Raw genomic sequence first — 21,767 nt, 5'->3', positions numbered from 1 at the left:
GTAAGTGGTATTTTGTGGTCATTGCAATCGTAATTTTTAAATGATACGATTATTTTCGAGGTGTCTATGAAACCAATTAAAGTATTATTTGCCCACGGTGGAACGCTTGAAAAAGCGGGTACTGAAGCATATATGATGAGTGTATTTCGAAATATTGATCCAAAAAAAGTTCATATTGATTTTCTTGTTTTTGGATGCAAGGAAGGTTATTACGATAAGGAAGTCATTACGCATGGGGGTAAAATTTTTAGAATTCCATTAACCCCCCATGATTTTTTGGGGAAACATCCTTCACGTAAAACAATTCTGAAAATGTTAGAAAAAGAGCAATATGATATTATTCACAGTCATATGAACGCACTGAATCCACTCATATTCCAAGCTGCTCGTAAGATTGGAATTCCCTATATGATTTCACATTCCCATGGGAGTCGTCATTTTGTTGACAATGTTCTATTAATCAAATATAAGGATCAATTGATGAAGAAGATTCCTGATTATGCGGATGTGCTTTTAGCGTGTTCAAAAGAAGCAGGCGATTTTCTCTACCCTAATTTAGAATATACAATTATGAATAACGGAATTGATCTTGAACAATACGAGTATAATGAAACGAAACGAAAACGATTACGTAAAGCATTGAATGTGGATGACCAATTGGTATTTGGTCATATCGGTCGTTTTAACTTCCAAAAAAATCATAAATTTCTGATTGAAGTGTTTAATGAAGTCGTGAAAACAAAACCCAATGCAATCTTAGCACTAGCAGGCGAAGGGGAGTTGTTTGACGATGTGAAATTGCAAGTGAAAAATTTTGGAATTGAAGATCATGTTAAGTTTCTTGGATTAAGGGATGATATTCCGGATGTTTTACAAGTTCTCGATGTCTTTTTGCTCCCTTCCGTTTTTGAAGGGTTGCCATATGTGCTGGTAGAGGCTCAAGCGGCAGGACTCTTATGCTTTGCATCCGATACAATTGATCGTCAAAGTGCTCTCACAGATCACTTTCATTTTCTACCCATAGATAATCCCCATGAGTGGGCTGATTATATTGTGGGACATCTAGACTATGAGCGTCGAAGTACTCGGGAACAATTAATTGAAAAAGGATTTGACGAGCGGATAAATGTTCAAAAACTGGAAGATATCTATGAAAATTTAGTTAAATAATTAGAGCGTGAGTTACGCTCTTTTTTTCGCATTTGCAATCTTGAAAAGATACGCGATAGAATAGTAAGCAGTGGAAGGTCGTGGATTATGAAAAAATCAGAGGTATATTGGAAATTGTTTAAATCATCGTTTCACTTAAGTGCATTTACGTTTGGGGGCGGTTATGTCATCATCCCATTAATGCGAACGAAATTTGTGGAAGAATTAGGCTGGATTGATGAGGATGAAATGATGGATTTGATGGCACTTGCGCAATCCTCTCCAGGATCTTTAGCGGTGAATGCATCCATTTTAGTTGGATATAAAGTTGATGGGGTTATGGGCGCGATATTTTCCATTCTCGGCACCATTTTACCACCTTTATTTCTCCTCACAATAATTTCTCAATTTTATGCGGAGTTTAAATCCAATGTGTTTGTGAATGCAGCACTTCATGGGATGCAAGCGGGCGTTGCGGCAGTGATTGTGGATGTGGTTATGACGATGGCACGGCAAGTATTTAATCTTAAACGAACCTTACCAATCGTGATAATGGTTACATCATTTATTGCTGCATATTTCCTTAAGATTAATGTCCTTTATATTATCCTTGCGGCAGGGATTGTTGGGGCATTGTCTCGTGGTGGAAAGATAGAGGTGTCACAATGATTCTTTGGGAACTTTTTATTTCTTTTATGCAAATTGGTTTGGTAAGTTTTGGCGGTGGTTATGCAGCGCTTGCACCCATTCAAAGTCAAGTGGTCGTCGGTCATGGTTGGCTTACGATGACCGAGTTTACAGATTTAATTACAATATCGCAAATGACCCCTGGACCCATTGCGTTGAATGCAGCTACGTTTGTTGGATTAAGGGTAGCAGGGATTCCAGGTGCCGTTGCGGCCACCTTAGGTAATGTTTTTCCTTCAATTGTAATTGTCCTTCTTCTTGCGACAATCTATTACAAGTTTAGTGATATCACCATCATTCAAAAAGTTTTGGATGGACTAAGACCTACCGTGGTGGCTTTAATTGCTTCAGCGGGGCTTACAATCCTTATTACTGCGTTTTTTGGTGAAGGTGTCCGCGATATAAGTAATTTTGATGTTTCAAACGGTATTCTATTTGTATTCGCAACCCTTGGTTTACGAAAATTTAAGTTAGATCCTACGAAGATTATTGTTTTGACGGGACTTTTGGGAATTGGTGTTATGGTCCTTGAAAAACTTTGATGCAACAAAATGTGTCTTTACGATTCGGTGAAGCTACTTTAGAATGTGAGTTAGAGGAGGCTTTATGAAACTTAATGATAATTTAAAACGATTACGAGAAAAACGATCGCTTACACAAGATACGGTTGCGAAGGCCTTAAACGTTTCACGCCAAGCTGTCTCAAATTGGGAACAAGGGAAACGTTACCCCGATGCGAATATGCTGCTTCAAATTGCGAAGTATTATGGTGTGCGTGTGGATGACTTATTGAAGTCTGAGACCGAAGATAATCACGTGTTGATGATCAATAAAGAACGCTTTGAAGAAGTGTTGTTTATCGGATCACAAATAATAATGATGCTCGCTGTATTTTTTCTAGACGATTTTACGGGGTTGATTTTTATTTATATGGGTTGCATTTTTGTGGCTGCCTTTACCAAAGAAGTCTGTGAATCAATCGAATATGGTATAAATTTTCTCAAAAATAAAAAATGATTGGATTTCAATCATTTTTTTTATTTTTAATACAAAATTGCACGGTTTTTATGAATGGCTGCGTAATTTGGGACGAAGGCTTTGATATCTTGCCATTTCAATAAAAAGTTTCCCTAAAAGTGCAACCGTTTATACATAAAAAGTCGTTATAAATGTCCTACAACACCCAATAAAATTGATTACAATATGCTTAGCGTGAGTCCGTGAACTCACAAAAATATTAAAAGTAAAGGAAGGGGGATTGTAGCGGTTTAAGTATTGGATGTTCGTATATTTTTATTAATACTATGAGGAGAAAAAAATGGACAAAAGAAATGAACATAGAATCCTAAAATGCTTAACCATATTTGTACTATCGATTGGACTGGTATTCAGTCATGCGCGTCCAATTTATAGTGATACTCAACCGGTCATTGATTTTATAAATACTACGGGTGAGTCTGAAGTCATTTCCATGACAGAGTCAAAAGAATATAAAGCGACAGTAATGTTTGAGGGGAAAACGCCTGAGGAACTTAAAGTTTTGGCTGAGAATGCGTCTTGGACTTTGACGCGGGATGAAGGGGGTCAAAATGAGGAGGATTTCCCTTATCAGTATTTGGGTGGACCTTTGAATGAATGGACTGTCTTTAAAACTACTTTTACCACTGCAGGCGATACTCTATTTAAAGATATCAAAACGGAAGTCATTCCTGGAGGATTGCAGTTAACGTTTAAGAATGTGCTGATGTTTGGTGTGAATGGAATTGATGGTCGTGATCGCGCCTTAATCCGTAATGCACTTCTTGATTACACAGGGACCTATGATTTAAAACTGGTGGAAGGGGAACAGGTATTGGCAACAACGCCCGTGTCCTTTAAACCTTATAATAGCTACACACTTTATAATGAAATCGATCAACGTCTTGCAGATCTTGCAGCACTCGCATTATCCAAGGGAATTCATGCGGAAGTTCGCGAATTCGGACGTACGGCAATGGGAAGACCGATGAATGCAATCTTTATTGCGGATACGGCTGAGACGCTGTCGAATCACCTTGCGTTAAATGAACGCGCAGAGGCGGATCCACAATCTGTGATTCAAGATATTGAATCGGGATCAATTGATTATAAAGTTCCAATTCTCTACAATAACATTCACTCCGATGAAAATCCGGGAATTGATGCGATTATGGAATTTTTATCCGTGATGATCGAGAATGCTGATGGAAGTGTTGAATACCGTCGTATTAATGGATTAACGTCTGAAGGAAAAGCACAAGTCGAGGCAGAAAAAGCAAGCAGAGGTATTAAGTGGTCTGAACTCATTGCAAATGATGTCACCGGAGTGGGTTATATCCGGGATGGCGTTCAAAGTGAAGAACATCCTAACAGTACCGATGCAGCTGCAAATTTAAGTGAAGAACAACTTGCGAAATTTTATGAAATGGAGCAAGTAGACTTAAACATTAAAACGATGCTCGAGGATGTGTTCTTTATCGTTGTACCTGCAGAAAATGCGGATGCAGCCGCAACAAATGTTCGAACAAATGGTAATGGGTTCGATTTAAATCGTGATAACACTTACCAAACACAACCAGAAACACAAGCCATGGCGCGTCTTATTTCAACGTGGAATCCTGTGAACCTTTATGAAATTCATGGTTTCTATAATCAATTCCAAATTGAACCTTGCTCACCAACCCATGAGCCAAACGTGGAGTATGATTTGTTTATTGAGAATGCACTCGCACAAGGTGAGGAGTTTGGGGGTGTTGCGATTACAAATAATAAATCAATTAACAGTTTCCAAATGCCGATGCGTGATTATTTAAAAGCAAGCGATAAAGGTGGCTATGAATGGGAACCGTTTGACGATATGTCTTCAAGTTATACACCCCAATATTCGATGCTTCACGGTGTCGTTGCTTATACCGTTGAAGTTCCATATGGAAATGAGGATGCGACGCAAGCAGTTAAGTATGCACTACTCAACAATGGACGTTATGTGGGAATGCATAAAAAAGCATTTTATACCAACCAATTGAAAGGTTGGGACCGAGGTCATAAGAATATTGATGCCGATGAAATTCGCCCATACTACGTAAATCAACAAGATGAAAAAGGCGCAGAAGCAGATATCTTCCGTGCCCGTTATGAAGAAAATAATAACTTCTTCCCTGAGTATTATGTTATTCCAATGGAACCGGCAATGCAAAAAAACTTACACGCAGCATCCGAGATGATGGAATATCTTTTACGTAATGATGTTAAGGTAAAAGTGTTAGGAAATGAGATAGACGTTAAGGGCATCACGTATCCTAAAGGAACCATGATTGTTGATTTGCATCAGGCAAAACGAAATATGGCCAATGCAGCACTCTACAACAACATCGTTATTAAAAATTGGACCGACCTCTATTCAGAACCACTCACCTCATTCTCAGAGCTACGTGGCTTTGATATGGATGTGATCACCCAAGTTGGTGCCTTCGAAAGCGCAGAATTTACATGGCTTGATGCAGCACCTGAAACCACAACGCATGTTGATGGTAAGGGTGAAATTGTGATTGTTTCCAATAACAGTGTCGCTTCAATCCAAGCCATAAATGCATTACTTAAATCTGAAGAAGCAGTTGGGTTTATAACCGATGGCGATTATCGTGGAGACTTTGTAATGTCTGAAGCAACCTTTGATTTGATTGAAGACGATTATATTCTTCAAGCAACGCGAACCAATACAATGCCTAAAGCACAAGTTATCACAAAATCCGCACTGCTTTATGTGCCGGGTGCTGCACCAACATTCTCGGTGAAAAAAGACACGGGTGAGCCTTACGGTCATACAAATTATACAAATCGACTCAATACAAACCTCAATTGGGATTATTATGTTTGGGGACAAGAACTTGGATTTGATTTAACCCAGGATCTTGACGCAGCAGATATTGTGATTGGGAACCGTCCATTACGAGAGGATGAACGGAATGCCGTAAATGCTGGAAAGTCCTATATTGGATATGGTGGATACGCGTTGGATTCACTTGAAAAAATGGGGCTCGAAATTGAAGCGAATTATGATATGAGCTTTGATGCCCTCACAACGGTTACGTATCCTGAATCCAGTTATATAACATTAAAATATGCTCAAGAAAATGATTATATTATGTACGGTCACGGTGGAAACAGTATCGTAAAAGCACCTGAAGGATCAACAGTACTTATTAAAACGACTGATGATGAACCCATTGAAGGTTTTATGTCACAAGATCATATTGACACTTATAAAAATTCAATTCAGGCCATCGAGTTTAAAAATGATACACATGATCTTCTAATCTTCGCAAACTCGATTACAAACAAAGCACATCAAAAAGATGATTATCGCTATGTGACCAATGGAATTTTCACCAAATACTTAGGTGATACGATGGATATTGAGGTTAAACAACCGGAACCAGAACCAAAACCAGAACCAAAACCGGATCCCAAAGTAACTTTAAAACTTACAGGATTACCTGATAAAGTTCGGGTTGGCGATGTTTTCGTATTAACACCAAGCAACGATGACCAAGAAAAAGGCGAAGGATGGGTATACGATAAAGTATTCTTCTCTGCAACCTTCAACAGTCCTGCAACCTTTACTGCACTCAAAGCAGGAACAACAACCATCACCTATACGAATAAAAAAGGTGAAAAAACAGAGCTTCCCATTACTATCTTAGAAAAAGAAGCAGAGAAACCAGGTGGTAAATTACCAGGAACAGGTGTTACGCCAACTCAAACTGCACTTTATGTGGGAATTGGAGTTGTCCTCATAGGAGGCATCTTCTACTGGTTCTCAAAGAAGAAAAAATAAAGAAAAAACGAACATGTGGATTCATGTTCGTTTTTCTTTATTAAATATTTTTTGCGGCAGCAATTGCTGCTTCGTAATTGGGTTCTTGTGCCATTTCGGGAACAATCTCAGAATAAACAAGCATGCCCTTGCGATCAATCACAAATATAGATCGTGCCAGCACTTCAAATTCCGGAATCCAAATACCATAAGCATCGGCAAATGCATGATCCTCATCACGCAACATCTCACTATCAATGCCATTCGTTGCACACCAAGAAGCAAATTCTTCCTTGGTATTATTTGAAATATTCACAATCGTTACATCGTCAAGTTCGCTCGCAACTTGGAAGAAATGACGCGTCTGTAAATCACAGATACGCGTGTTGATGTCTGGGAAGACACTCAGCAATACAACGTTTCCGGCGAGTGTATCCGTTCCTACATAAACGTCTTCTAAATTTTTAAGTTTAAATGTCGGTGCTTTTTCTCCAACAACAGGTTGAGATCCTGCTAAAGCGGTTGGAACACCTTTTTTTGTTATTTCCATATTAATCACGCTCCTTATACCTATTATAGAATTAAAGGAGGATGGTTGCATCTTGTATGCTTTAAGTCGTGTCAATGGCCTGGATTTATGCTATTCTTAAAGGAAGAAAAGGTGATGGATATGAAGAAAATACCTGTAATAAAAAACGAACAATTAACACTGGAAGTAATGGACCTCACATTTGAAGGATTTGGTGTGGTTAAAAAAGAAGGATTTCCAATTTTTGTGGAAAATTCAATTCCAGGGGAAATCATTACTCTAAGGGTCACGAAGGTGACCAAACGCTATGCTTACGGACGTATATTAAGCATTGAAAATCCATCACCCAAACGTGTAGAGTTGGTTGATAAAGTCGGAACACGCATTGGAACCATGCCCCTTCAACACATGGCATATGACCTTCAATGTGAGTTTAAACAAAATCAAGTTAAGGCAACCTTAGGTCGTGTAATTAATCTTGATGGTGTTCCGGTTCTACCAACACTTGGAATGAAAAATCCATGGCACTACCGTAATAAAGCAACCATACCGGTCCAATCCGTTAACGGTGTCATAGAGACAGGATTCTTTAAGCGTGGAACTCATGATCTTATTCCAATCGAAGATTACTATATTCAAGAAGAAGCTTTGGACAAAGCAATCTTAGTGATTCGGGATTTACTTCGTCAATATAAAATTTCAGCCTATGATGAAACAAATCACACCGGATTAATTCGAAATATTATGGTGCGTCAAGGCCATTACACGCAAGAATTAATGGTGGTTTTGGTAACAAATGGTTCAAAACTTCCTTTCGAAAAAGAAATTGTGAATGCCATTGTGGAAGCTTTACCCAAAACGGTCAGTATCGTTCAAAATATTAATCCAAAACAAACAAATGTTATTTTGGGAAGAGAACAGAACGTTCTTTATGGAGAAGATATTTATCAGGATCAACTTTTAGGAAAAACATTTAAGATTTCTTCGAAGTCCTTTTTCCAAATCAACACAAAACAAACGGAACTTCTTTATCAACAAGCCATTGAAATGGCAGAAGTTACAAACGATGATGTTGTCGTAGATGCTTATTGTGGAATTGGATCGATTACCTTAAACCTTGCCGATAAAGCGAAGTTTGTTTATGGTGTTGAGATTGTCGAAGATGCAATTACTATGGCGAAAGAAAACGCGAAACTCAATCACATTGAGAATGTGCAGTTTGAGGCGGGTGAAGCTGAAAAAATTATGCCTGCATGGGTTAAGCAAGGCATTGAAATTGATGTGTTGGTGGTGGATCCCCCACGTAAGGGGCTTGATCCTGTATTTATTGAAGCCGCATTGACATCACATCCGCGTCGTATTGTTTACGTAAGTTGCAATCCGATTTCACTTGCGAAAGATTTAAGATCGTTCATAGATGGTGGTTATCGTGTTGAAAAGGTGCAACCTGTAGACATGTTCCCTCAAACGACACACGTTGAGACGGTAGTGTTGCTGTCAAAGGCTGATAAGTAAGACTGTAAAAAGATAAGTAAATAAAGGCTTTCCGTGATTTGATGTCTGGTTTTCAGTAGGTAGAATAATCACGGATTTTTGCTTTGAGGGAAGTTATCCAAGATTGGTGAATAAGAAAAATCATCAGCGACATTCGCTGATGATTGGGTGAGTTGATAAGGTAGTTGGCAAAATTGTGGTGAGGTGACAAGATAGCTATATTAAATTGTAGTGAAAATAGATAAAAAATCGAATGAGAAATCAAAATCAGATTTACTCATTCGATTTTTTATTGTAAGTGACTAGCTAGATAAAATCGAAGAGAGTAATTTGATCATTAGCATTGTCATCTGTTTTAGAAGCATTACTTTTTATTTGATTTAAAATATCGCTAACTTTCATTTGAGAACTAAATCGTCCCCGTTGTTGAACTCTTGACCTTTTTTCAATTTCTTCAGGAGTCATTTGAGATGAAATTCTTAATAATGTTTTTTCAAGACGCGGATTAATATTTGAATTTCTCTCCATGGTTCTTCGGACTATTCCAAAACAGCCTACAGGTGATATATAGATATCCTCAGGTGCATCAGGCGATACGATATCTCTCATATTTCCGAATTTACAGATTTCTGGTTGTGCTGTGCCGTTTAATAGCAAATCTAAATCAACCATAACAGGGTCTTTTCCGAGAGGAATCAAAAAGCAGTCATTGCTTATTTTTTCAGCAATTCCCAAATTATATAATTCTCCTGGTTTTAGACCTAAACTGTATTGTTCAGCATTTATTAATCGAGCTCCCAACCAACTTATAACTGGTACGGCCCAAGAATTTCCGGTAGCTTGATAACGATTTGTTTTTTTGGCTTTTGGTAAAGCTGTATAATTATCAGGAAAACCCATTAAGCGCTCTGTTTCAAGAGGGGAGAGCCTTCTAATTCGTTCGTTTTGCACCACAAATAGCGAACCGTTTGTTGCAGCCGCATTACCATTCCATTTAGTCCCGTAGGCGGCATAAAGACAATCGGTGTATTCTCTAAATATCTCAAAATTAAATCCATCTTTTTCAAAAACTAACTCATGCGAAGGGTATTCCTTAAAATGATTAGTATGTTTCTCAAACAAAATATCCTCGGGATGGAAATTTTTATCTCCAGCAATCAAATACAATCTTCTTCTTTGCTGAGGGAGCCCAAAAAATTTGGCATCTAGTACTCTCCAAGCAACATTTCTTACTGGCCCATCTATAAATCCAGAGGTTGGCCAACGCTTCTTTTCTATTGGGTAATCTAGTCCTGCTAGTGAAGAAACTAAACACCCAAAAGCATTAGTTTTGTCGGTTAGGACACCCTCTACATTTTCCCAAAAGACTATGGTTCTAGATTTGCCGTTGTTTATCCGGACCTCATCATTCGCGTTGATAATATCAACAAATTTCAAAGTTAAGTTGCCCCTGTCATCCTCAAGGCCATTTTTCCATCCGGCAAGTGAAAATGCTTGACAAGGAGTGCCACCACAAATAATATCTGGTGGCGTTATTTCATTATTTACTATTTTATTAGGTATATCTACCATATCGCCCAAATTAGGGGTATCAGGATATTTGTCTGCTAAAACAGCTGAAGGGAAATCAGCTATTTCAGAAAACCATTCGAAATTTAATCCCAAAGGCTCCCAGGCAACCGATGCGGCTTCAATACCGGAACATATGCTACCTACTGTTTTAAGTTTCAAAATTTAGTAACTCCTTTCTTAAAGTTTCTAATACGTTACCGTATTCAAATGATTATATCAAGATAATAATAGTCACTGACACGATATTTACTTCTCTATTTCATTTAGAAGATTTTTTCTCCATTCTGCAATGTCATACCATGCGCAGCCTATACATCCTTTTTCGGCATCTCTTCCCTTGGTTGGAATTGTCGAATCCCATTCGCTTCCGCCTTCATAAAAATAAGGAATACCATATATCGTAGCTCGCTTTCCAGTTTGAAAGCAATTTCTACACATTTCACGTTTTTGTAGGTTACGTTGATTCGTCATCAACTGAAATTTTTGACGAATTTCTTCATCGGTCATTGTATCTGGATTTTCAGCTTTAGTTTCATGATCCCAACGAATCTCTGAAAACTTATGATCAGGTAGACAATGTTGTGAATATGTGCATTCGTAGACATCAAAGTTACCGAGAACGTTAATTATTCTTTTTCTTAATGCGGGTGTCCAGGTTTCGTAACCATTACCTATTTGTCCACCCCGAGCAATAGGCAACAATATTCGTTGACTCGTATTTCTACCACAATTATCACAATACCTAGCTAAATCTGTAGCAATGGTGTAGCCAAATTCTTTCAAATCTTGGATTCTTCGTTGTGGATTAGGGTTTCTTGGCATTTCACAAGCACCACATTTCCAGCCTCCTTCGGCAAGTTTGTCAAAGAATTCCTTTGTCGTTTGTGCCCTTGGTTTTGTTTTCCAAAATTCATCCTGGTCGTTAATCCAACTCGTTAATTTTGATGGTTGCATTTCATCATAAATTGAATTTAGGTAAGTATAGAGTGATTCTTTATCCTCGTAATCAATCGACATACCTGTTCGCCTATATTCAATAGGAATATATCCACTCCATATATTATCATCATAGTTAAATGTAACCGAAACATAAACTTCTGATGCTTTCGAGTTAATAATAGGATTATTTTCATGCAATTGAATAGACATATTTAATTCTACGCTCATAATATTTATAACCTCCGTATACTCTTGTTTATTTTGTTTGAAATTAACCTGTTCATGATTAACAAATATAATTAACTATTCACCTATATGATTTTGTAATCTCGATAACAAGTAAATTTTATCTGTGTACCGTTTCTACAATATCGTGTAAATTACAGTTTAGAGCACTGCATATTCTGATTAAGACATCAGTATTAACATTTTGCCCTTTACCTAACTTTGCAATTGAAGCAGAGCTAAGACCAGTAGTCTTTCTAAGATCTTGTTTTGTCATTCCTCTGTCTATCAACAGTTTCCATAATCGGTTGTAGCTTAGGGAAATATCCATAATTTTCACTCCTTGATATTCCATGAGCGTCCAAATAATTCATCGCCATTTTCGTTCAATCGAATAACAGCAGTGTTATTAAGAATTTGACTCGTTTCTTCTGAGTAAGATTCGTCCTTGTCAAAAGCAATGAATATTTGTTTATCAAATTCTGTATAAAGCTGAATTATTTTATTCAGTGGCTCATCACCAATGTTTTTAAACAGAAGGGAATCATGCGCCAGTGCAGGAAGCATAGTTGTTTCTAAAACACTTAAGTCAAATACAATGAGACTCTTGTAAGATGTTCCAGTACCACTATCATCAGGTGTATAAAATTCATACGTTGTTCCACCGTCTAAATTTAATACAGGAGCTTTTCTTTTTTTCTCGTAGATTCTGTCGTTAAAGCGGACCATCTGCTCGTTGATGCTACTTTCAATTCTACGTAATTCAGCATCTTCTACTTTCTGGAGCTGTTCTTTAACACCTTTCTTTGAAGCGTTCAACTCCTCAACTAAAAGATAGTCTCGATTTTGTGCTTCCAGTCTTTCTATCGCAAGATTTAACTCTTTATACTTGTTAAGATAAGTCGTTGAATAATTTGCTGGTTCACCATGTTTAGAAAGCTGATTTTTCAAACTATCAATTTCACGATTTAACCGTTCAAGATTTTTGCTTAGCTCTATCTTTTGTTGTTCATATTCAGACATAAGTATTTCACTTAATTTTTCATGAAAAGATTCAATTTCAGATATTCTACGAATATTGACTCCAGGAAAAAACTGCTCTAACTCTTCATATGGTCCGTGATGGACCTCTGGGTTTGAGGAGAGATTGTCCTCAACAAGACTTAATTGAGTTTTAGTCGAAGTTCTATTCCGCATTAAAACGTTCAACTGTGTCTTAATCTGGCTTATCTGATTGGCCTGTTCCAAATCAAGATTCACATAATTTGAGTTATTAGAGGCTGTGTGGTTTATCAAGTCATCTCTAAGTTTTTCTAACTCATTAAGATTTTCGATATATCGCTTCTTTGTTGTGATAGAGCCATAAGATATAACATCCTGTTTTTTTGCTTTCTTGAGAGCGTCTAGTCGATCAGATACTTTTTTAAATTCTGTTCGATATGATTCAATAACCTCAAATGAGTTAAATAACTTTTCTAATGCTGTAATAGCTGCTATATTTTTCTCTCTTGGATCGCTATGCAACGGTTTCTTTTCATCATGGTTGTTCTTTCCATAGATTCTAAAATATCGACTAATTAGTTCTCTAAAGGAACTCCCATAAAAATCAACATTGTATTGCACTTGTAAAAAAGATAAAAATTCTTTAAGGCTAATTTCCTCCACGAAACTAAATGATTCATCACATTTATTAATCGTAGTTCTCTGCGTAGTACTTCTAGAAAAGTAGTAGGGGGTATTATTGAATTCGAATTCAAAATTAATCGTGTGAAGACCAACTTGGTTTACAGCATCGCTATCAAGGTAGGTGTTTCCGCCGTATGCAAAGTCAATAATAAGAAGCAAGGTTGACTTTCCAATGGAGTTATTAGCGTTCACCCCTCCGAGAATGGTATTAAGTCCTCTCTTAAATTCTATTGGTGGACGAACTTGCCCTTTGGAAATGAATTTATCACATTGAATCTTCTTCAGCATAGAAAATCACGCCCCTTTCTTCATCGAGTTCGATTTTTCTTAATGCGTATAGACAGCACAAGGTCTCTGTATAATCTTCTATATCTAAAAACAGCTTTCTATTTGTGTTATACAATTCTTCTACCGAGTAAGGTCTATTATTCAAGCACTTTATAAGCATAGGAAACGTAGCTAAGGTACTTTCTTTATAACTAAACAGTTTGTTTGGAAGGAGCATCGAATACCTCACATTTCTGTACAAAAAACGAAAAAACAATTTCACAGGCTTCTCTTGGTTTTTTTGTAATATCCATAAGCCATTCAACCAAAGATATGTATATTTCGTCTTGTAGACTTGTTTTTTCTGCAGCTGTCAAATAAGCAGATCTTATCTGCATAGATAGCCGTTCATAATTCATCTTTTTTTCTCTAGAAAAAGATTTAAACTGGGTTTCAATAAATGGATAATATTGTGTTACGTTAGAAATATTACTTCTAGCTAACAGATAGTTTTTCTTATAAATCTTATCTCTTACAGACTTAGGCTCGTAACTTAAACTGGTAATCTCTTTCGGATCAGTTGTACATATAATTTCTAATATATCAGAGACGGATTCTTCGACTTTTATATCAGTTAGTGATTTCCTCGCCATTAAAAGATCATACATAGTAACTTTTAAATCATACAATTCCTCTTGATCTTCTTCTGAATGCGATAACAGATATTTTCCAGTACATTCAGGGCAAAGAGCAATAAGATTATCAATTTGTTCACCATCATCACTATTTATCATAACCACATCAAAATACGCTTTGGTTAATTCATTATTGCTTAACACAAGAGGTTTACCACATCCTTTAAAAGGGCAACTACCTTTGTTTTCCACTAGCAACTGGTTTCCATATCTATGCCTTAAATAGTACTTTGAAGGCATTATGGACTTTTGTAAACTAATGTTTTCGCCAGCTGCTTCATATAGAATATCTAAGAAAATTTTCCCTGCTACTGTGCCAACTGTATCAGGGGTAATTGTTGAGTCGTACCTTTTAAAGGCATCTGACAATCTTTCAATTACTACCTCATCATTTGAATTCACAGAATCTACAAAATTTTGAAATTCAATCTCTGTGATTATTCCTCTAGCAAATTCTGGAGACAGAACTCTTTTCCCATTTGCATAAGATTTCAAAGTGTCATCTGACTGATCCTGAGAAGGGTCAACATCGCCATCAGTTTTGGTAATCATAGCTATTAGATTTCGCACCAACTTAGAATTTGCTCTTTCTTTACCTAAGACCGGTTTCATTAGATTGAAAAAATCCTTAAATTCCATTACGTTAACTCCTTTCAAGATAGTTGTCCCACTTTGTACCCACCTTCGTCCTGGAACGTACCCAGTTCGAAAGGTGGGTTTTTATATTATGTAGATAGGATTTAAGCAGCATCATTTAATTAAAGACATAACAAAGATATTCTATCACGATTCTTTGCGAAAAGATACATTATATTTACGAAAATGAACGTTTGAATCCAATTCGTGAAAGGAGGAAATACAAATGGCAAATCGTAATACGAAACAAACATCTAAAAGAGTTGCATCAAAAGCAAGCAAAATTCTTAGTGATGGACGTTACAGTAAGAAATCAAAATCAGTTGCTGGCAGTGCTTTAAGTCAAACTAGACACAGCAAGAAGAAGTAAGTTTCTATTTATTTGATAGGTAGTGACAGATTTGAATAATCAGCCTACCTAGCCTCTTTGAGGGAGAATTTTATCTAGAGCGGTTATAGCTCATCAAAATCAATCTCAAAGTCCTAGTGCGCATACGGACGGCGGGATGCATCGTACTTTCGTGTGCCCATTTTTAGGACAAGCGGGGTCTGTGGTCATCTTCACCATAGGCTCTTTTTGTATTCCGCCGCCAATGCCTAGGCGGAAAGGAATACTTTATGAAGATTCGAGTTTTATATGAAGATGACATCAAAAATGGTCACAAGAACTTCACCACAATTGAAATCCCAGATGGAGATTACAGCGTCATGCTGGATATCGACTATGAACAGCGTCTTGCAGAGGCAAAGCCAGGATATCAATCTCCCGTAAATTATCGGTTGACTTCGTCCTAACTTGGTTTTTTTCTTTAGTCCCATGGAACTAGGTCAGTTCCGTGCGTTCTACTCTGTTTTTTTATTTCAAGATATCGTTTAATGACTCAGTGATTGTAGGGTGAGTATAAATACGGTCTCGCAAGATACTATAATCGAGTTTTAAATCCATGGCAAGTGTTATTAAGTTAATCATTTCGTGGGATTCAATGCCAAAGAGTGAGGCACCGATAAGATGATTTGTGGTGCGGTCAATTATGATTTTAAAGAGTCCCGTTGTATTGCCACTTACATGTGCTTTAGGAATGGTGCTGAGGGGTTGTTTAAACACTTGGATGTCAATGTTTTGATCAAGGGCTTGTTGTTCCGTAAGGCCAACTCGTGATAGAGGAGGAGTGATAAAGAGCGTATAAGGTACGGTTGTTCGATTATCCGTTGTGCGTTGATGATTACCAAAGAGATCATCTTCCACAATGCGGAAATCATCGAGAGAAATATACGTAAACTGAGGTCCACCTTTCACATCTCCCAAAGCCCAAATATTAGGGACATTGGTTTTAAGGTGTGAATCGACAAGAATGGCACCTCGATCATCAACGTTTATATCGGTATGTTCTAATCCAAGATTTTCGGTATTTGGCTTACGACCGATTGCACCGAGAATCTTCGAGGCACGAGTACTGTGCAGTTCGTCTTGTGTGATATAGCTTACTAATGCATGGTCTTGATAATCATCCACACCGCTCAAGGAAACACCCATATTAATCGCGATTCCTCGATCGGTAAAGGCATCGTAGATCGCATTGGCGATGTCACGATCTTCCCGAGGCAAGAAAACCGCTTTTTCATCAAGAATGGTTACCTTGGAACCATAAGCGTTAAACATCGAAGCAAACTCCAAACCAATATAGCCTGCTCCAATAATAATTAACTCTTCGGGTAATTTTGAAAGGTTCATGGCCTGTGTGGAGTCGATTAAATATTTACTGTTTTGAAGCATTGAAGCTTGGGGTGGAATTGGAACAGATCCTGTATTAATAAAAATCCGTTCAGCTTCGATTTGATACGTTTCCGTTGTGTCATTTGTGATTTCAAGGACTGTATTTGAAACAAAACGTGCAGTCCCATCTACAACCGTGATAAGCGGATTGTCCTGAAGCATGTGATAATTCTTATGTCGAAGCAGCGAAACCGTTTGATCTTTTGAACGAACTGCATCGGTAAAAGGAATATGCGTTTCACTATTATGAATTAAGGACTTCGAAGGGATGCACCCAATATTAATGCAGGTACCGCCATACATTTCCGATGACGTCTCAATAACGAAGACTTCTTCTTGTTCTGAAGCGAGTCGTTTAGCGAGTGTTTTCCCAGCTTTTCCAAAACCAATAATAACATTTTTTACTTTCTTCATTGTATGCCTTCTTTCTATTTTTATGCTGTTTAGAGCATGTAACTGCGATGCTTTTAAATCACTTTGTACACTAAATATAACAAATTCCCCACTAAAAATTCCAATCATTTGCGCACCTTAATTGGATTCAATGCGCCAATGCGGTATTTTTAGTAAACTTCAGTATTGTTACCGCCTAATCTTTACTGGATTAAAGTTGATAGTCATCATCGATTTATCTATAATGATTAATGAAAGCGTATACAGGAGGGGAATATGAAAAAAAGTAAATATCGCATGGTGATGACACTTTTATCACTTAGCCTAGCGATACCATTGTTACCAATTACAAAAATTAGCGGGGATAACTCAATGAAAATCATCTCAGTGAATGATTATGGTGCGGATGCATCGGGAATGAAAGAAAGTGGACCGGCTGTTGCACGAGCACTTGAAGTAGCGAAAGCGTTTGAAGGTCCAGTCGAAGTCCAATTTAATCCGGGAACTTACCGGATAACCAAAGAATTTGCGCAAACACGTGATATTCATACATCAAACACAGATAGTGTTGATTTTCCAACCAAACACATTGGGATTCTGATTGAAGACAATCATAATTTAACGCTAAATGGTCAAGGAGCCCAAATACTGTTTGAGGGGAATATGATGGCTTTGGCGGTCGTCCAATCTTCAAACACTACCATACAAAACTTATCGTGGGATTTCTTAGTTCCCACAACATCTGAAATGACGGTTTTTGATTTCGATACTGAAAATAGAACGGTGGATTTTTTTATTCCATCATATTTTAATTATGAAATTCAAGGGAATTCGATCTTATGGAAATCCGAGTTAGACACAAGTGGGAAACCGTATTGGACTGAACGTAATGGTCATAGGAACTATGGAATTCAAGTTAAATATCCTACTGAAATGATGGGACGAAGCTATTATGCGAATCAAGACCCATTTCATGGTGTTTCAAATATTGAAACCTTACCCAGCGGACTCCTACGGTTCACCTACAACTCAAAACCTCAGATTGATCCGGTACTGGGAATGAATTATCAATTGCTGTCCAATACCGAACGCAGTACTGCGGGAGCGCTTGTGTGGGAGAGTAAAGATGTAACGTTTGAGGATGTTAAGATTTCATACATGCATGGTTTTGGACTGCTGGTTCAAATGTCTGAGAATGTTTATTTTAATCGTTTAAGAATGGAAACAGATATTGAAACAGGGAAAAATACTTCAAGTTATGCAGATGGAATTCATGTATCGGGATCAAAAGGGAAGATTGAAATTACCAATTCGTTTTTTAATAATACCCATGATGATCCCATAAATATTCACGGAACATTTACCCGTGTGGAAAAAAGAATCTCCGACACCACACTTCAATTAAACTATATTCATAAACAACAAGGAGGGTTTCCACAATTTTACCCTGGAGACAAGGTAATCTTCTATTCACGCGATACGTTGGAATCTAAGGATTTAGAAACGGAATATACCGTTAAAAATGTTCAAGGTCCTGATGCATCCAATCCTCGTACGATGGTCGTCGAATTTGAAGAACGGATTCCCGATTATGTTGATGAGAAAATTGGAAACGAGCCCAAATATGTTGCGGAAAACATTACCTACACACCGGAAATTTTGATTAAAAATAATGATTTCAAAAATGTATTTACTCGGATGATTCTTGTAACTTCAAGAAAAAAGGTAATCATTGAAGACAATCGTTTTGATGCACCGACAATGCCAACTTTATTTTTCTCGAATGACTCGGATGAATGGTATGAATCCGGTCCAATCCGTGATTTAGAGATTCGAAACAATACATTTAAAATTCGATCACTAGGAAGGACCTGGTGGAAATATGCACCGGCTATCTACTTCCATCCTGTAACCAAAGGCGGCCATCTACCATTCGCAGAGCATCCAATTCATAAAAATATTCTTATAGAGGATAATACCTTTTATCTCGAAAGTGATGGTGTCTTACGTGCAGAAAGTGTCGAGAACCTCACCTTTAGAAATAATAAGGTATTACGTCTTAACCCAGAAATAAGTCTGCACCTGGACGGGGATGAAACATTGGCAGTTGGGCGTGAATACCCCCTCCGCTTGGAAGCGAATGGTAATCAAGTTCAAGGACTAGGTGTCTTGCCCAACGGTCCAGAAAACAATTCGGGTTCAGTTGCGAATGTCTTAGAATTTAAGAATAGTAAGAATGTAATTGTCGAAGGAAATAATTATGATGATGGACTCAAGAAAAATGTTCTTATTGAGGGGATGGAACCTCACCATTATCAGATTAACGATGTCGATCTCGATGTTTTAACCAAGCGTGAAAATCGAAAACCGACTGAACCTGTGGGGGCCATTTACTATGTATCGACGCATCCCGACATCGCAAGTGTGGATGCTGAAGGTGTGATTCAAACACATCGAAAAGGAAAAACAGACATTTATGCCTATACCGTTTGGAATGATACACTCATCAAATCAAACATGAAATCAATTACCGTTGATGAGATACAGACCGAAAGACTTGTATTTGATGAACCCATTATCCATATAGACCCTTCAATGGATTCCATATCGGTGCTTATTGGTGGTGAGACTTTTGACATGAGCGCGTTAACCATTCAAAGTTTTGATGAAGCGATAGTATCTTTTGAAGGTGGAATTCCAACTATTAGAAAGAGCGGAATCGCCAAGGCATTGATAACTTACAATGAAAAAGAAGGCATTGTGTACTTTGTTGTGGATCAACCTGAAGACCAGCTGGTTCTAAATCCTCAAGTTCAAATTGAAGACCGAAATCATGCGCTAAACCTTAACACGACATCCTTTACAATCGATCGTGAAAATGGCCAAGATTTATGGGAAAACGATAATCGATTATCGAATCTTGTACGCGTCGATCTCGAACCAACATCCGATGAAGCTCGCGTATACATTGCGACAATGGATGGCTTGCCTTTACGTGCTCAGAACAGTTGGGATTCAAGTTATATGTTATTAATGAAGCAAAAGGAAGATGGAACCTTAGATCGCGATAACTATATCTCGATGGGTAAACGGGCTCATGCTGATGGTATTGGGTTTGTTCAGGAGATTAATGGACAGGGGAAAGAAGCCGCAACAAACACGATAGAGGATAATCCGACGACCAAGCAAACCTTTGCGTTGGAACATCGCAATAACAAAGTGCATGCTTATGTTCTAAATGATGAGGGCTTCAAACACATTCATACATTTGAAAATATTGAGCATCTTGGAGATCATCCAGTTTTCGCGTTTGCAGGCTGGGGCAATACACAAAAGAATCGCACACTTGAAGTGAGTGATATTAAAGCATATCGTGGCTCTCTCTTTGAAAGTAGTGATATAGAACCGCTAAAAATACAAATTCCAGACTCGAATACGTATCATCTCGAAACATTCGAGATAATGAATGCTGAAGCAAACATGTATCACGTTAAAACGAATTATGAAGGGAAAACACATGTATTTGTTCGAAACCAAGAGCAAATCAACTATGTGGACCAGGGTCGATTCCCCTTACAAGATGGGAAGACCTATGACATCGATGTGATCCATCAAGCATCAAGTGGAAAATTTTCGAACCGTATCCACCAAACCTATACAACCCAAGACAGAGAAGCTTATGCTTTAATACACAACCAAAAACTTGAAGATCAGATGATTCTCACAGTTCCAGCAGATCTTCTTAAATTATCTTACATTGATTTGAATGGAACATTGCAGGCGGTATCGATTGCAGACCGTGACTCAATTACACTTGATAACAAACACGTCTATCTTAATAAAATTCAGTCGAATGAAGTTGAGATTCAAGCAATTGAACCATCTTTTGGAAACATTGACTTAAGCCAGCATGACACATTTGTTTTTACGGATACTGAGAATACACTTGACTTAAAAATCAAAACCAGTGTTCCTCATGAAAATGTGACGGTTGTGAATGAAGATCACGGCATAATCAAAACGGTTGATGAAACTGGAAGCGTGTGTCTCGATATTTTTAATGGCGTAACAAGTTATCATATAAAAGCCGTTGCGGAAGATGGGGTTACGACCGCTACACATGTCATCCACATTTTGCGCAATGCGCCGATTACGCCAAATAGAGTGGAAATACGATTGGGGAATGAAACGATTGCGTCCGATGCCAACACGATTGATTTTAGACACAAATTTCAGTTGGAAGATTTAAGCGTCGATGCGGGTCAATCAAATATTAAAACAACATTCTACGATGTGCCTAAAGAAAATCGTAGTCACAGTGGAATTGCCTCTCGACATGTAATTATGAAGGTTTCATTTGAAGATAAACGTACGGTCATCCATCGTGAATTTGAAGCCGTAAATCTTGCACAGAAACTAAATTTAGAAGAAATCAAGAGACTGATTGAAACCGTTGAAGGGCTGTCGGAACGTCGATATACGGTTGGAAGTTGGCGTAATCTTCAAAAGGTCTTGAACGAAGTGAAAGACCAACTTAGTCTTCAAGCGTTAAGCCAAGATGTTGTGGATGAGGGGTACATCCGATTGGCAAATGCCTATCAAAACCTTGAAGAATATAAAGAGGAAAACCCAACTGATAAACCAATAGAGAACCCGACCGATAAACCGATTGAAAAACCATCAGAGCGTCCGAATAGAAAACCCGAAACCGAGTCACTGGATCATGATTCAAACGAGAATTATTTACCGCTTACGGGTGTGTCATCAAAATTTGATTCGATTTTCCTGGTCGGATTGGGAATGGCGCTCATCGTCATAAATCGACGAAGAGGATAAAGGTTAGTTAATGACATGAATTTCAAAGCTTTATTTGATATGATTAAGGTA

At 37.8% G+C, this 21,767-nt stretch carries 17 protein-coding genes; 9 read left to right on the top strand and 8 right to left on the bottom strand.

From position 1 onward, the window contains the following. Nucleotides 1–66: 66 nt before the first annotated feature. From EPJ90_RS01475 to EPJ90_RS01455, 5 genes are all read left to right on the top strand, one after another. Nucleotides 67–1,170, top strand: a complete 1,104-nt coding sequence (locus tag EPJ90_RS01475; protein WP_200542482.1) for a glycosyltransferase — start codon at nt 67–69, stop codon at nt 1,168–1,170. A gap of 87 nt (nt 1,171–1,257) precedes the next feature. Continuing rightward, a complete protein-coding gene (locus EPJ90_RS01470) occupies nt 1,258–1,818 on the top strand; it encodes a chromate transporter (protein ID WP_161637163.1) in 561 nt (186 codons plus the stop codon). After that, nucleotides 1,815–2,378 carry a chromate transporter gene (locus EPJ90_RS01465; RefSeq protein WP_161637161.1) on the top strand — a complete coding sequence of 188 codons (564 nt, stop codon included), beginning with the start codon at nt 1,815–1,817 and terminating at the stop codon, nt 2,376–2,378. The genes EPJ90_RS01470 and EPJ90_RS01465 overlap by 4 nt, the downstream gene beginning before the upstream one ends. 64 nt (nt 2,379–2,442) lie before the next feature. Then, complete coding sequence (locus EPJ90_RS01460) at nt 2,443–2,853, top strand: helix-turn-helix domain-containing protein (protein ID WP_200542481.1); 411 nt, start codon at nt 2,443–2,445, stop codon at nt 2,851–2,853. A 301-nt stretch (nt 2,854–3,154) separates the two neighbouring features. After that, nucleotides 3,155–6,691, top strand: coding sequence for an LPXTG cell wall anchor domain-containing protein (locus tag EPJ90_RS01455; protein ID WP_200542480.1), 3,537 nt, complete (start codon nt 3,155–3,157; stop codon nt 6,689–6,691). Nucleotides 6,692–6,731: 40 nt separating this feature from the next. Here EPJ90_RS01455 and tpx read toward each other — a convergent pair whose 3' ends face one another. Then, nucleotides 6,732–7,220, bottom strand: coding sequence for a thiol peroxidase (gene tpx / locus EPJ90_RS01450; protein WP_125164879.1), 489 nt, complete (start codon nt 7,218–7,220; stop codon nt 6,732–6,734). 45 nt (nt 7,221–7,265) lie between these two features. Between tpx and rlmD the strand changes: the two genes are divergently transcribed. Then, the gene (gene rlmD, locus EPJ90_RS01445) at nt 7,266–8,714 is read left to right on the top strand and encodes a 23S rRNA (uracil(1939)-C(5))-methyltransferase RlmD (RefSeq protein ID WP_244660363.1); all 1,449 of its coding nucleotides are present in this window, start codon (nt 7,266–7,268) and stop codon (nt 8,712–8,714) included. 285 nt (nt 8,715–8,999) lie between these two features. On the opposite strand, the gene dcm is transcribed toward rlmD, so the two are convergent. The 6 genes from dcm to EPJ90_RS01420 all read right to left on the bottom strand — a co-directional run bounded on the left by dcm (nt 9,000) and on the right by EPJ90_RS01420 (nt 14,716). Further along, nucleotides 9,000–10,424: a DNA (cytosine-5-)-methyltransferase gene (gene dcm, locus EPJ90_RS01440; RefSeq protein ID WP_200542479.1), complete on the bottom strand. Its 1,425-nt coding sequence runs from the start codon at nt 10,422–10,424 to the stop codon at nt 9,000–9,002. An 87-nt stretch (nt 10,425–10,511) separates the two neighbouring features. Beyond that, nucleotides 10,512–11,432: a hypothetical protein gene (locus EPJ90_RS01435; protein ID WP_200542478.1), complete on the bottom strand. Its 921-nt coding sequence runs from the start codon at nt 11,430–11,432 to the stop codon at nt 10,512–10,514. Nucleotides 11,433–11,550: 118 nt separating this feature from the next. After that, complete coding sequence (locus tag EPJ90_RS01430) at nt 11,551–11,754, bottom strand: helix-turn-helix domain-containing protein (protein ID WP_200542505.1); 204 nt, start codon at nt 11,752–11,754, stop codon at nt 11,551–11,553. An 11-nt stretch (nt 11,755–11,765) separates the two neighbouring features. After that, the gene (locus tag EPJ90_RS01425; RefSeq protein ID WP_200542477.1) at nt 11,766–13,403 is read right to left on the bottom strand and encodes a DUF2326 domain-containing protein; all 1,638 of its coding nucleotides are present in this window, start codon (nt 13,401–13,403) and stop codon (nt 11,766–11,768) included. Continuing rightward, nucleotides 13,381–13,563 carry an ABC-three component system middle component 7 gene (locus EPJ90_RS08710; protein ID WP_414650429.1) on the bottom strand — a complete coding sequence of 61 codons (183 nt, stop codon included), beginning with the start codon at nt 13,561–13,563 and terminating at the stop codon, nt 13,381–13,383. The genes EPJ90_RS01425 and EPJ90_RS08710 overlap by 23 nt, the downstream gene beginning before the upstream one ends. 31 nt (nt 13,564–13,594) lie before the next feature. Next, on the bottom strand, nt 13,595–14,716 hold the full coding sequence (locus EPJ90_RS01420) for an ABC-three component system protein (RefSeq protein ID WP_200542476.1): 1,122 nt from the start codon (nt 14,714–14,716) through the stop codon (nt 13,595–13,597). A 223-nt stretch (nt 14,717–14,939) separates the two neighbouring features. Between EPJ90_RS01420 and EPJ90_RS01415 the strand changes: the two genes are divergently transcribed. Beyond that, on the top strand, nt 14,940–15,083 hold the full coding sequence (locus EPJ90_RS01415) for a hypothetical protein (protein ID WP_200542475.1): 144 nt from the start codon (nt 14,940–14,942) through the stop codon (nt 15,081–15,083). A gap of 248 nt (nt 15,084–15,331) precedes the next feature. Continuing rightward, the gene (locus EPJ90_RS01410) at nt 15,332–15,508 is read left to right on the top strand and encodes a hypothetical protein (protein ID WP_200542474.1); all 177 of its coding nucleotides are present in this window, start codon (nt 15,332–15,334) and stop codon (nt 15,506–15,508) included. 61 nt (nt 15,509–15,569) lie between these two features. Here the strand turns inward: EPJ90_RS01410 and EPJ90_RS01405 are convergent, their stop codons facing one another. After that, a complete protein-coding gene (locus EPJ90_RS01405; RefSeq protein WP_200542473.1) occupies nt 15,570–16,901 on the bottom strand; it encodes an FAD-dependent oxidoreductase in 1,332 nt (443 codons plus the stop codon). Nucleotides 16,902–17,156: 255 nt separating this feature from the next. On the opposite strand from EPJ90_RS01405, the gene EPJ90_RS01400 reads away from it, so the two are divergent. Further along, nucleotides 17,157–21,716: an alpha-1,3-galactosidase-related protein gene (locus tag EPJ90_RS01400; RefSeq protein ID WP_200542472.1), complete on the top strand. Its 4,560-nt coding sequence runs from the start codon at nt 17,157–17,159 to the stop codon at nt 21,714–21,716. The last annotated feature ends 51 nt before the right edge of the window (nt 21,717–21,767 follow it).

The sequence above is a fragment of the Erysipelothrix sp. strain 2 (EsS2-7-Brazil) genome (assembly GCF_016617655.1).
GTDB lineage: Bacteria > Bacillota_I > Bacilli_A > Erysipelotrichales > Erysipelotrichaceae > Erysipelothrix > Erysipelothrix piscisicarius.
Note: the sequence above shows the minus strand (reverse complement) of the source record. Positions and strands in the feature narration are given on the sequence as shown.